Source organism: Pedobacter sp. UYP24, from assembly GCF_054057295.1.
The window spans coordinates 45,448-58,871 of sequence record NZ_JBSRZD010000011.1 but is presented as its reverse complement, the minus strand read 5'-3'; the positions used below and the strand labels follow the sequence as shown (position 1 = coordinate 58,871).

The following is a 13,424-nucleotide window of genomic DNA, read 5'->3' as shown; positions in this document are numbered from 1 at the left end:
GTATATTGATGCAATCGTATTTTATAGAGGAAGAAGGATAGAAAATACGGCGCCGGGATTATTAACAAACCATATTTCGCCACCATGAGCAGTTATGTATTGTTTAACAATAGCCAGACCTAAACCAGTACCTTTATTTTTCTGTTTGGTAACAAAAGGTTCAAATAATGTTTTAGCGATTTCATTGGGTATCCCCGGACCATTATCCGTCACTGTTATTAGCGCTTTGTTATCCTGGTATAGACTAGCTGAAACAGTTACAGATGCATTTGGAATCTTATAATCATGAAGGGCATCTATTGCGTTATTTATCAAGTTAATAATGCTTCTTCTAAGTTTACTTTGATCTCCAGAAACCACTAACAATTCGGGTATATCCTTATGGAGTATTATGTTTTCGAATCCTTCCCGCGTTTCTGCCTGTTTCATTGCCTCATCTACTATTTTGGCAACGTTTACAGGAGATTTTTCTATAGGGGTTTGTCCTATGAAATCCAGAAAATCATCGAATATTTCTGAAGCTTGTTCAGTACACTGATCGATCATATCTAAAAGCTCACTATTTGGGTAATCGTCACGCATTAAAGAGGTAATAACTTTAATATTTTTGATAGGTGAACGCAGATCATGCATTACCATCCCCACTGCATTGCCTACCGCAGAAAGCTTTTCTTTTTTTAGCAGTTGCTCGTTTAATTCAGCGTTACGTATAGCCTGTGCAGCATTTTGAATAAAAAGCTTTAACAGGTACATTTTTTCTACTTTTAGTTTTTCCTGTTTTTTAAGTACAACAAAAATGGAGTAATCATCTAAACGGGCAACTACCAATTCATCGATCTGTATTACTTCGTTTTTAACAATATCAACACCTTTTATTACGTTAATCAATTCTTGAAGATTGATCTTTTCTTCAATTGAACCAATTGAGAGGACTTTTTCATAGCTAAGATCATCATGTAATTTACCAATCAATGCCATGTCAGTATTGAGAGAGGTTGATATCTGATCTAGGATGTTTTTTAGTAAAGAAGTTAGCTGAGGTTTGTTTAATTCAATGGATGAAATAGAATCTATAAGATTTTCAAGATTACGCATTCTATTATAATCAGCTACACCCTTTGTAGCCAGTTGAATAATTTCTTCTGATGCATATGGTTTACAATGGTAACCAACATTTTGGCCAGCCTGTTCTACGATCTCTTCGATGGAGCGGTCGCTGAATGCAGTTACAAAAATGATTTCGGCTTTACTATCATACTTTCTAATTTCAATAGCTGTTTCAAGTCCGCTCCAGCCGGGCATACGCATGTCTAAAAAAATAACGGCATAAGGCTTTCCCGCTTCCAGTGAAGCTATAATTAGCTTGAGACCCTCCATTCCATTGACTGCTTTATCAACCGTAAAAGATGGAAGATTACTTACTCTTGGAGAAAGCAAAGGTTTAGGCTCAGCAAATAATAAGCTTTCCGCATCGCTTATAAGTTCACTCTGCGCTGATTGTTTTCGGGGAACCAGAATATCTTCGATATTGTCTCTTACAATTTCCTCGTCATCTATAACAAGTATAGCTGCATTTACTTCATTCATATTCAATTACTTGATTTTTGTTAAAAGAGTAGTCGTTTTAAATTCATGTGCGTGCTTTATTGTTTAGATATGCGATAAAGTTATAAAAAACTATGAAAATTAGTTGTATGAATTAAAATCAACCCTCTGCAGCACATACACCCCTGAAATAACCCACCGATTCTGCTATTCCAGCCAATGGATCTTTCATATCCTTTTCATATTCTAATGCGCAAACTCCAGTATATTTAACCTTTTTCATCATTTTTACCAAAGCAGGAATAACAATAACGCCCCGCCCTAGTTCACATGTACTTCCAGTTTTGACAGCAACAGTGACATTTTTTAAATGCATATCAAATATGCGGCTACTATATTTTTTAAGGTCTTCTACTGGGTTTTTGCCTGCACGGGTATCATGACCGATGTCAAAACAAATACCTATCCTGCTATCTAGTTTGCTGATCAAATTATAAATACTTTCTGCAGTTGGATACAACTCATCTTCTGGTCCGTGATTATGAATGGCGTAACGTATGTTAGTTTGCTTTACTTTTTCTTCAACATAGCTGAGGTCTGCATGAAGCGGTATACCTATAATCAAATCTACCCCAACCCGTTTGGCATAGTCAAATGCGTTATCAATCTCTTTTTTCGTCTTGGTGTAAATTGGTCCAACTGCATACCCTGTAACGTTGCTTTCTTTTAATTTAGCATGAAATGCAGCTATCTCATCCGTGGTAGAATTTAAAGGCAAGTGGAAGTCTTTAATGCAAAGATAATGTGCGTCCACTTTCTTCATCATGGCTAAAGAATCATCCAGTTTAAAATTCACAAAGCTAAACCCCGCAAGCCCAAATCTAAATGAATCTTTGCCTTTGTTAGCCCTAACGACCGGCACTGATGCCAAAACGTTATTGGAATTTAAGAAAGCACCAGCAGCAATTGCTGCAATGCTTTGATATAAAAAACTTCTTCTTGATTTCATTGAGTTTTAATGATGTTTATTTCCTTTAAAACAAGGTATGAATATATTACCAATGATACCTGTTAATCTAAGATTCTCTGTGAAGTAAAATGACAATGGCACATCAATAATCATCAGTTTTCCTTGCTGAAGGATCTGAAATTTCAGTAGAAAACAAAAGAACAGTTAGTTAAATATTGATTATTCTGACCATTTAACTCGAACAAAATCAAAAGGGTAGGTGCGGGCATTAAATTTCAATGTAAGCACATCTCCTTTAAGACAATCTTTAGAATCTGATTTTGTATAATTTTTAAGCTTTATTATTAAAATTGACGGGTCTGTTATATCAAAGTCAAAAATAGGGTTCTTTTCATAGAACATCCCTAAGCAAGATGCGCTGCTTGCATCTTTCAAGAACATGAAATTAAACTTTCCAATAACTTCATTTAACGGCATATTTTCACAGGTATTTTTGTAAAGCTCATAAGCATTGATGGTTTGTTTACCATCAATTTCATCTTTAGCCAAAATAACATAATGTCCATCTCTAATCTGGTAGGCAGTCATGGAGAAAGAGTTTTCTGCAGTGCCAAACTCAATTTGATTGTTTTCAAATTTCTTTAGCTTAGAGAAATAGTGGGCACTATCCAAATAATACTTTTGCGAATCAAGGTCCTTTCTCATTTTTATGCGCTGATTCTTGGTCCATTTGAAGGTCTTAGTAAGAGAATCAGGGAGTATACTGAGAATAATTATCATATCCCTTTTCTTAACTGCATCCAGTCGCACGGTATCTGGGGGACTGTTATCTATCGATTGAGCAGTCTTATTGTCAGAGTTTTTCCCGTTACAAGCAACAAATGCAAAAGCTATAAAAGCACACAGATAGAATAAACGTTTCATGTAATTGTTTTGATTAGAGCGCCGAATATAAGGGTTTTTAGATAATCCTAAAAATAGATTAAAACATAACATGCTGCCCAATGTTATTGAACATGATAATTATACTTATAACTGACACTAGCATTGGTTTTTAACCAAAAAATGCTTAACTTTGTGGAAATTTTTAAACATTAATGAAGATATTTATTACAGGCCTTCCTTTAGAAGTAGGGGAAGATGAATTAACAGCCGTATTTGGTGATTTCGGTCAAGTAAAATCACTTAGAATTATCAAAGATCGTGAGACTGGTCAAAGTCGTGGTTTTGGTTTTGTGGAAATGCCTGTTGATGAAGAGGCAAAAGAAGCGATCAAACGCATGAATGGCGGTGATTACAATGGTAACAGAATTAAAGTAGCTGAAGCACAAGAGAAGCCTAATACAGGTGGAGCTGGCGGTGGCGGCGGTGGCGGTTTTAAACGCAACAACCGTACTGAGAAAAGCTATTAATTATTGCTTTCTAGTATTTCATTTTACAACTTACTATCGGAGATAAACAAAGGCATTTATCTAGGCTAAAGCTTGGGTCAATGCCTTTTTGTTTTTAATGTGACCCTTTATTACAGATAATCAATCACTATGCTTAAGAAATATCTTAAATTTAATATTCTTATTTTATTGATTGTTATTAGCTATACGTATGGCGCCTTACTTCACATTGATTTAGTAAAACTGATTACTAAGCCACTCTTCATTGTTTCCTTATTAACTTTATTTGTTTATGAAACTAAATTGAAAGGCAGGTTTCATAAGAGAATATTTATCGGATTGTCCTTTGCCCTCCTTGGAGACATCTTGCTACTGTTTGTTTACCATACTCCAGCTTACTTTACGTACGGATTATTTGCCTTTCTTCTTTGCCATATCTTTTATATTGCTGCCTTTTATCTCGACTTTCGATCTGCTCCTGAGTTAGATAAAAAAACAGCCCGGATTGCACTCTTTATCTGTGCGCTTGTATGCACTACGGCCTTCTTTTACCTTCGTCCGCACCTGGGTACCATGAGGATACCTGTATTGTTGTTTACACTGGTTGTTGGGTTTATGGTATTGATGGCCACATTTAGGAACCTTAGGGTAAATAGCCGTAGCTTTAATCTCATTCTAGCTGGTGCTATTCTATTCCTGTTATTTGATGCAATAACGGCTTATAACCACTTTATTGTGAACAGCAATGCTATTGTAACCTATACCACTCTTATTTACTTCCTTGCACAATACCTGATCGTCTTTGGGGGTATTGATCGCAAACTGATTGTAGTAGATTAATTATTTATTAATCACAGTGAATACCTGTGTTAGTCTTTCACCATTTTCATCAACTAGTGTTAAAACATGCCTGCCTGGCGGGGGACTAACCGCCAGCTGATGGTAGTTCTGTGTGGTAGCCACGTATTCATTATCAATATGCCAGTAAATTTTTGAGTGGCTGTCCCTATGACTTGCATTTAAAATAACTTTCCCTCTTGTTCCGTCAAACTCAATAGGAATGTAAACAGCTGCATTGTTTTTAGGATAGATCATTTCCATTACCATATTTCCTTCCCCAATCAGGCAACCTGATTTAAAAGGTGGAAGCTGTTTGTAATCGCTGTTTTTTATCTTATAAAAATATTCCATGGCAGGAGGGAGTATAAACCAAGATTTATGGATCATCTCTCCAACTGCCTCACAATGATCCGTTACCTGAAATGTACCAGTTCTATCCAGATGAACCAATTTATGATAAGGACAGAGTATCGTTTTGTTGCCTGCGGCAGATACCAGTTCAATAACTTTATCTGTACAAAATTCGCCGGCCTTGTATCCACTTTGCTTACAAACCAATAGCTTTTCTAACTTATTAGCTGGAGTTTTAAACCATGCGCCTCCAGGTAATTGCTTGAATATATCAAACATTACTGGTGCTGCCATATCAATACCTGTTAGTCCTGGCCTTCCTTCTCCATCTGCGTTTCCTGCCCAGATACAGACCAGATATTTAGAATTTAAGCCAATTGCCCAGGCATCTCTAAATCCAAAACTTGTACCTGTTTTCCATGCAATTCTTTGAGAAGAAGAAAATTGTTCCCATAGCCCTTCTTCTCCCGGTCTCATTAACTCTTCCATGGCATTAAAAGTATTCCATATTGAAGCGTAATCAACTATAGAAGTAGCCTGGTAATCATACTTATCAAACCTTTTATCCCTATGGTCCGTCCTATAATCAGGATCATCATAATCATGCGGATTGTAATTGCCTCCATAATCATTAAAGTGCTTTAAAGTTCTGGCCATACCAAGATAGGCAGTGGCTAAATCCCACATGGTGACTTCACTGCCACCTAAAATGAGCGATAAGCCGTAATGATCTGCAGGTTTATTTAATGTGCTGAAGCCAAGGGTTTTCAATTTATCATAAAAACGCTGGTATTTATACGACTGCAGCATCCTAACAGCTGGTATATTTAAAGATCTGCTTAAGGCATGATTCGCAGGTATGGCACCATCATAACCGAGGTCGTAGTTTTGTGGCGCATAGCCTCCAATTTGGGTTGGGATATCTGGTATCAAAGTTTTGGGCAATAAGAAACCATCAGTCATCATGCTGGCATATAATAATGGTTTTAATGTGCTACCCGGACTCCTGGCTGCTCTGATCATATCTACATGACTTTCCAGTTCCTTATTTTCCGGTTGATAGATGTTGCCGTTATAACTGAGCACTTTTCCCGTTTCTACATCTAATACCAATGCTGCAATGTTGTTGATTCCATTTGCACGGTAGCGGTTGTTATAACGTTTCAGTACTGCATTTACGGTTAACTGCAAATCAAAATTTAACGTAGTAGTCACCCTTGCGGAAACGGTATTGTCCAGCGCCTTAATGGATCTAAACTCACTCTTAAATCGATTTAATAGGTGCGGGGCATACTGTGGTAAAGGTAATGGCAAGCCTGGTATGGGCTCTAATTTAGAAAGATTTGCAGTGGCCTTATCGATAGTATGCAATACAACCAACTTATCCAGTAAATCGTTCCTTTTCCTGATCAAAAGTGCCGAGTTTTTGCCTGGTCTAACTAAAGACGGACTATTCGGAAGAACAGCCAATGTTGCCATCTCACCCCAGGATAAACTTTCAGCACTACGCCCATAATATCTCCAGGCGGCAGCTTCAATACCTACCACGTTGCTACCGAATGGCGCATTTTCTGCATATAACTTTAAAATATCCTCTTTAGAATAAACAAGCTCTAGTCTCAGCGACATTATTGCTTCAATAACTTTTTGTAATACGGTACGGCCTTTACTGCGTGATAATCTCATTACCTGCATACTTATAGTACTGCCACCACTTACTATATGTTTTGCGTTAATATTCTGTTTAATGGCTCTTGCCAGTGCTAAAACGTCAACTCCAGGATGATGGTAAAAGCGCTTGTCTTCAAAAGCGATGATACATTTTTTAAACTTATCAGGTACCACTTCAGCAGATGGAAAGCGCCACTGTCCATCATCTGCAATGGATGCGCTCAGTAACTGCCCATCTGAGGCCTCCAGAACATAGGATAAAGGAACATCAAACAACTTATTTGGTAGTAATAAAAGAAACCAGGTTACTAAAATCAGGAAAATCAAATCAATCAGGGGTAACATTTTTCCATGTTTCCTGATCTGTAATAAATCAGAAACCATGGAAAAATTTGTAACCTTCATTCGATTTGCCTTAGGCTTTATTCGCTTCATTATTATAAATGTGTGGCCAAGGTTGTAAACTATTTAACAACCTCCACCCATTTACCTGGTTTTGTAGCACTTATATTGTTATTGTACATGGCTTCACACTGTACATTGGATAGATAATAACGGCCTATATATGCTGCATTTAGGAGTACTTTGTACACTACAGTTTCGTTTTCTCTCAGGTTAAAATAGGTGAATACCCTATCGTCCCTAATATCTCTGTAGGTGTAGGGTGCCGATGCCAGGATGTTCTCATTGTCATTTACCCTTGTATTTATAATTTCCCAGCCTGAGGGGAATATTTGGGTCAATGCCATTTGTTCATAATAACCCATTTTACCTGGATTTTTAACGGTTACTTCCGCATAAAAATCCAAGCCTTGTTTTAGTTTAGTTGGATCAATTGCTTTACCATTGAGCAACTTATAGCTAACGTCTATAACTAAAGCATCGGTATTGTCTGGCAATAGGTTATTCTGACCAGCAACTGGTTGTCCCTGCAAAATTAGACGGGCAAATAGTACTCTGTTGCTGGTATTTTGTACAGAAACGCCCCCTTTAAAAGTTAGTGGCGTGCTACTCACAAATTGTTTCATGTCCTGCTTGCCCGATTTACCATCAATCGTATAGTTATATTTTAAGCCTGAAGCTGCCTTTCCGTGACTGCAGAATTTAGCTATCGAGAGAATACTATAAGCCGTGGTTTGAGTGCTATACCAACCGTCTTGCCCTAAATTAGCTGCAACCAATTGCATCTCTTTTAAAGCAGCATCATTCCTACCCAAAAGAACCAAAGCCTCTAATATCATGGCTTCATCACGCATAGCAGAACCGTATGTTCCTCCCAACTGATTGTAATCCTTTACTGTTGTTGGTAAACCATTGATTAATCCAAGAGCTGCATTGGTTTGTCCTGCAAGCTGATAAGCAATTGCCAACCTCCATTTTGCCGTTACCGATAAATACTGGAAACCCCTTAACCTGTTCATTGCAGCGATATCTGGTTTTTTTCCTAAAGCCAATACATATAGGCGGTAGGCCTGAGCCAAATCACCACCGTAAAAATTATCTGAATTAGGCACCCATGCACTGGCTTTTTTTCTCAGGTAAACCAATAGTTCATTCATCATGCCGACAGGCAAGCTATAACCTGCATTCTGAGCCTCTACCAGAAAATGTGCAGCGTAAGTGCTTCCCCAGTCGTCGGATTTCCCTTCACCCGGCCAGTAGCTTAATCCACCATCCGGAGTCTGGAATCCCTTTAATTTGTTGATACCCGCCTTGATATTTCTTTCTGTTACCACTTTCTCCTGATCATTTAAGGCAGCAATTTGTCCTAGAAATAGCTGAGGAAACACAGCTGAAGTAGTTTGTTCAACACAACCATGCGGATACTGGATCAAATAACTCATCCTCTTTTTCAAATTGATAGGAGGGATTGAAGATATTTCCAATGTTCCGGAATTGGTGCCAGGCATGCCAATAGGAGCATACTTTGCCGACCAGCTTTCACCCGGTTGTAGTGCCGCTGATATTACATTAGTGATAAATGGATTGGGGTTTCTAATGTCTATTTCTACATCATAAACTGCTTTCTCAGCGCCACTTTGAGCAACTACCTGTATTTTTCCAACACCAGCCAACTCAGGCGCCATAATTTCAAAATAGAGCAATTGGTCTCCAGGTACTTTATATTGCAAGGATTGTTTTACGGAGCCAATTACCTGCAGGTTCTTAGACTGTACCTGCACTACCACATTGTTTACCCCAGCCATGGTAGAAAATATCGTAACGGGCAAGGTAAAAGTTTCACCTGGACCGATCACCCTTGGTAACGTAGCCAATATCATGAGCGGCTTTTTGACCTGTACAGATTTTTCTGCAAAGCCATAAGCCCCGTCCTGTCCGGCTACCACCATTGCCCTTACCGCGCCAATATATTGTGGAAGCTTAAACTTGTGTATCTTCTTTTCTCCTTTGGCAAGTGTAAACGGACCAAGATATTTTACTACCGGAACAAACCTATTCGCTTTGGCCGGACTCAAGTTCCTGTTTATGGAACCATCTCCACCGATGCTGAGGATACGCTCCAGGTTACCGCCCCATGCACCAAGCACATTATCAAAAAGATCCCAGGTTTTTACACCGAGCCCTTCTCTGGCGTAGAAAACAGCATGAGGATCAGGAGTTTTAAACCTCGTGAGATCCAATAACCCTTCATCTACTAAAGCAACAGAGTAGGTCATCGCTTTACCGTTCTGTTCAGTTATAGATAGACTTACTTCAGTTTCAGGTCTGATCTGATCAGGGATTCCTATAATTGGTTTCAATATCGTTTCCGGATCTTCCACAAGAATAGGAATGGCTCCATACATTCTAATCGGCAAATCATTAACAGTCTGCGCATGTGGTTGCAATAAAGTTACATTGGCAAATATATTTGGTGTCATTTCAGCCTCTGCCTTAAACTTGAACTGCGTTTGTCCAGTTTTGGTATCGGTCCAGAAAGTTTTAATCACCTTACTACCATTTTCAATAGATATCAATGCTTTGCCGCCCTTTCCAGAAGGAATAGTAAGCACAACATCCTCACCAACTTTATAAGTTTTCTTATCGGATGTAAACGAAAGCATAGAAGCTTCTGTAGGATTTGCACCCAACTCACGCTGTGCCCATCCTGGCCAATCTACATAAACTGATTTACCGGTAACATGGCCTCCGTTCATACCCCGTACTAATATTAAATAACGACCCCATTCAGGTTCGTTAATCCGCAGGTTCCATTTACCCTTACCATCATTTAGCGTTACCTGATCTTTACTAATAAGTTTATTATAAGAGTTTTGTGTAAAGTTGGCGAAGGAATTTTCATTGTCCTGTTCCCACCACCAACGCCATTGTACTTTATACAATTCCACTTCAACAGTGCTATTACCTTTCAATAGTTTACCATCTCGGTTTACATTAACCAAATCAACTTGGTGATCCTTTCCAGTATACAACAAACCGCTAAGACGTTCACCTTCAGGAGTTTTTATCCCATAATAATCTTTATATACGTGATAAGGGACACTAAAATTATCTATGCTAAAGTTACCGCCGGCTTCAAACACCCTAGTGGTAAAATTAGCTTTAAGCATACCTGGTGCAGCATTGTTGTCGTTAAGATTGGTGCTAATTCTGGCAACACCATTTTCATCAAGCTTGCCTTCAAAAATATTTTTAAGCTGAGACTGAAATACCACCGTAGGGTTGTCAAATTCATAGGCCTCAAAGCCTTTAAAAGTGGTCTTCATGGTATTCAAATTCACATCAACCTTAGCATTAAGGTTTTTACCCGGGGCACCAAACAACCAATTTGCTGTAATGGTAGCATAAGAATTGGCGCCAATACCCAAGTACCCAGCATTGCCGATGTCAAAGTTGATCTTTAAACGGTTGGGCATGATGGTTTCTATTTTTATCATTTTGGTAAATACAGACCCGCCGGCTTTAACCTTTGTGATCCAGTTTCCTGTTGGCGCATTGGCTTCCGTTTTTGTTGTAAAAGCATAAAATCCATTCAATGGGTTAGCAACAATATTCCGCTTAATCAATTGCCCCTGTGGATTATACAATTCAAAAGTAACCGGATAAGCTTCCGGTAATTTTTTAAGTCGGTCTTCCAATATAAAGGAAAGGAACAAAGAATCACCAGGGCGCCATACACCACGTTCTCCGTAAATATAACCCTTCAAACCGTTCTGTACCACATCACCACCCACATCAAACCTGCTTAGTGGGAGAGAACCGCCATCGTCCAGTTTCAGATAACCGCGTTCGTTCCCATTCTTGGCAATCAGGAGAAAGGGCTTTCTTTTCATGTCCAGTTTTACCATCCCATCAGCATCTGTAATCACATGATCAATCACTTGTCGCTGATAATCCAACAAATCTATAGAAATACTGCTCATGGGCTGGGCGGTTAGCAGGTCGGTGGCTATAATTAGCATACTCTTGTCATTGCCACTTTTAGCGATTAACCCGATGTTTGATACCATTACATTTCTGCTGGCCCATCTTTCGCTAGTGTAATAAGAAGGCGTACATGGGTTATCCCGATCTGCCCACCTATAACCGCTTGAATAATAGCTACTATACCTATTCCAAAAATCATCATCCTGATCTATCTTTTCGCCGTAGCCCTCATATTCCTCATCACCTGATTCATCCTGAGCATTGACTTTCCCATTAGCTTCAGTACCGGCATCTGCACACTTGTAAATATTATAGGATCTTCTAAAACCTATGGTAATCCGGTACATTGCTCCGGGTTCTGTTTTTAATATTTTGTCCAGATCAAGTACGAAACGATTCTTCTTATGTAGATTCAAAGCTTTATCATCATCAAGCCGAATGGTTTTTTCTAAAATAGGCTTAGCCACACGGCGAAGCTCATTTCCGTCTTTGTAACCGTTAGACTGAAAGAATTGGGGTATATTATCTTCATAGATTTTGATCACTGTAACATCAACTGCTTTTAAATTTACTGCCTCAAAGGGCAATACCAACTTGCCTGAATTGGGCAATATGGTGCCGCTCCCGGATATTGTTACAGCAGGTAATTTTTTCTCAAATACGAGGTTTGCAGTTTTGCCAGATTGCATTTTCTCCCCATGCAGGTTTTCAATACCCGGATTGGCATTAACCGCATAACTACCTTCCAACGTTTCTGCTGAATAAATCTTTACCTGACTACCATCTATCGTATACCTCAAATCTGATAGGGAACCCACCGTGATCATTCCCGTTAGATCCTGAGCAACACTAACCGGTTCAGAAAACTGCACCAATGCATAATCTTCATTGTCCTGAACTGCCTTGATATCTAATACACGGAATACATTCAAAGCAGGCACAGTAACTTCAACATTACCTTTATCGTCGGCATCAATTGCATCGGCAGACCAGGTGAGCACCAGTTTATTATCAGCTTTAACTTTTTTAATACTATCTATAACAAAGGTTGATATCTTATTTGCAGGGTTGTGCTGCCATTTAATTTTAAGCGGCTGTGAAAATTCTATTGAGAGGGTTTTCTCTAACAGTTTTGGATCTTCCTCATCAGATGTCCTCAGCTCGCCACTCAGTTTCATGTAATCAAAGGAGGTGCTATTTTGAGACACCAATCCGTTTTGTGTAACACTAATGCCGGGCTTGATCACCTTAAACTCGAAATCAAAATCACCTAAACCATTTTCTGTAGTCGTTACTTTATTAAGATGAAACGTAGCTTCATAGTTTTTATCAGGTTGCATATCGTGATCTGGCCTAAATTCAACAGTTTGGGCATCAATCCAATATACCTTTCCAGTTAAACCAGGAGAAAAGCTAAATAGGTCGCGATTATCTGGAGTACCAATGTCCGACAAGGTCTTTGCCTGTGCGGCCAGATGTACCCTGATATAACTCTTTTTAGAAACCGTGCCTGATGTGAAAGCTTCGATGTATTTTGCATACTGCTGATTATAGCCAGCAGTCTTTTTAGGTTTCATTAAAATAAAAAAAGCTGCAACAGTTGCAGCTAAAACCAAAACACCTACAATAAGTGCCGTTCTATTTTTTTGAAAAAAGGGGATACCTGAGGATTCCATACGTAATTTATGATAATAAGATGCGTATGAAAAGTAGGGAAAAAGTGTGAGAGTAAGCTATTTATTTTATCATTACTCCAGGTTTGTTGATAAATGGGATCCTGATCAGGTTTTCATCTACAATGCTTTCTGGTAAAAAAATAAACTTCTTATCGAAGATCACACCATCTACGTAATAGCTTAGCCAATACTCATTGGTAAGCCCAAATACTTCGGTGTCAATAGCTTCCACGCCGGCAAAAGCTTGTGACTTCACATCGCCCACAAAATGTCTTAAAACGGATGTTTTAACCATTTTGCCATCCTTCTCTCCATATCCCTTAGAACTGATCAGTACATTGTCTATCTGAATTTCTTTAAAATTTACCACATAGACTGTCCAGTGCTTTACCTCTGGAGTTTCATTGAGTAATACTACTGCAATTGCAACATCGTCGACTATATTTTCCGGAAGGTCTTTTTTCATAAGCGCTTGCTTTTACTTTTTACACGTCATTAAAGGACACTGGTCTCATTGCAACATAGTGATCATTATAATAATCTAATCGTTGCGAGGTATGCTTGAGATTGCTTCGTACCTCGCAATGACAA

General features: G+C 38.7%; 8 protein-coding genes. 2 read left to right on the top strand and 6 right to left on the bottom strand.

Annotated features, from left to right (window positions below):
* Positions 1-21: 21 nt before the first annotated feature.
* The 3 genes from ACVWYN_RS16190 to ACVWYN_RS16180 form a co-directional block, all read right to left on the bottom strand.
* Complete coding sequence (locus tag ACVWYN_RS16190) at positions 22-1,587, bottom strand: ATP-binding protein (RefSeq protein ID WP_457289924.1); 1,566 nt, start codon at positions 1,585-1,587, stop codon at positions 22-24.
* A 118-nt stretch (positions 1,588-1,705) separates the two neighbouring features.
* Positions 1,706-2,554, bottom strand: a complete 849-nt coding sequence (locus ACVWYN_RS16185; protein ID WP_457289923.1) for a sugar phosphate isomerase/epimerase family protein — start codon at positions 2,552-2,554, stop codon at positions 1,706-1,708.
* A 180-nt stretch (positions 2,555-2,734) separates the two neighbouring features.
* Positions 2,735-3,439, bottom strand: coding sequence for a hypothetical protein (locus ACVWYN_RS16180; protein ID WP_457289922.1), 705 nt, complete (start codon positions 3,437-3,439; stop codon positions 2,735-2,737).
* A 173-nt stretch (positions 3,440-3,612) separates the two neighbouring features.
* On the opposite strand from ACVWYN_RS16180, the gene ACVWYN_RS16175 reads away from it, so the two are divergent.
* The gene (locus ACVWYN_RS16175; RefSeq protein WP_457289921.1) at positions 3,613-3,927 is read left to right on the top strand and encodes an RNA recognition motif domain-containing protein; all 315 of its coding nucleotides are present in this window, start codon (positions 3,613-3,615) and stop codon (positions 3,925-3,927) included.
* Positions 3,928-4,056: 129 nt separating this feature from the next.
* Complete coding sequence (locus tag ACVWYN_RS16170) at positions 4,057-4,746, top strand: lysoplasmalogenase (protein WP_457289920.1); 690 nt, start codon at positions 4,057-4,059, stop codon at positions 4,744-4,746.
* Here the strand turns inward: ACVWYN_RS16170 and pbpC are convergent, their stop codons facing one another.
* The 3 genes from pbpC to ACVWYN_RS16155 all read right to left on the bottom strand — a co-directional run bounded on the left by pbpC (position 4,747) and on the right by ACVWYN_RS16155 (position 13,299).
* Entirely contained in the window at positions 4,747-7,173 is a 2,427-nt protein-coding gene (gene pbpC, locus ACVWYN_RS16165) for a penicillin-binding protein 1C (RefSeq protein WP_457289919.1), read from the bottom strand.
* 59 nt (positions 7,174-7,232) lie between these two features.
* On the bottom strand, positions 7,233-12,833 hold the full coding sequence (locus ACVWYN_RS16160; protein WP_457289918.1) for an alpha-2-macroglobulin family protein: 5,601 nt from the start codon (positions 12,831-12,833) through the stop codon (positions 7,233-7,235).
* A 61-nt stretch (positions 12,834-12,894) separates the two neighbouring features.
* Positions 12,895-13,299, bottom strand: a complete 405-nt coding sequence (locus ACVWYN_RS16155; protein ID WP_457289917.1) for a hypothetical protein — start codon at positions 13,297-13,299, stop codon at positions 12,895-12,897.
* Positions 13,300-13,424 lie beyond the last annotated feature (125 nt).

Excerpts from the sequence above, each read along its gene's own strand:
- ACVWYN_RS16160 (WP_457289918.1), bottom strand. The coding sequence starts at position 12,833 with ATGGAATCCTCAGGTATCCCCTTTTTTCAAAAAAATAGAACGGCACTT.
- ACVWYN_RS16155 (WP_457289917.1), bottom strand. The coding sequence starts at position 13,299 with ATGAAAAAAGACCTTCCGGAAAATATAGTCGACGATGTTGCAATTGCA.
- pbpC (WP_457289919.1), bottom strand. The coding sequence starts at position 7,173 with ATGAAGGTTACAAATTTTTCCATGGTTTCTGATTTATTACAGATCAGG.
- ACVWYN_RS16175 (WP_457289921.1), top strand. The coding sequence starts at position 3,613 with ATGAAGATATTTATTACAGGCCTTCCTTTAGAAGTAGGGGAAGATGAA.
- ACVWYN_RS16170 (WP_457289920.1), top strand. The coding sequence starts at position 4,057 with ATGCTTAAGAAATATCTTAAATTTAATATTCTTATTTTATTGATTGTT.
- ACVWYN_RS16185 (WP_457289923.1), bottom strand. The coding sequence starts at position 2,554 with ATGAAATCAAGAAGAAGTTTTTTATATCAAAGCATTGCAGCAATTGCT.
- ACVWYN_RS16190 (WP_457289924.1), bottom strand. The coding sequence starts at position 1,587 with ATGAATGAAGTAAATGCAGCTATACTTGTTATAGATGACGAGGAAATT.
- ACVWYN_RS16180 (WP_457289922.1), bottom strand. The coding sequence starts at position 3,439 with ATGAAACGTTTATTCTATCTGTGTGCTTTTATAGCTTTTGCATTTGTT.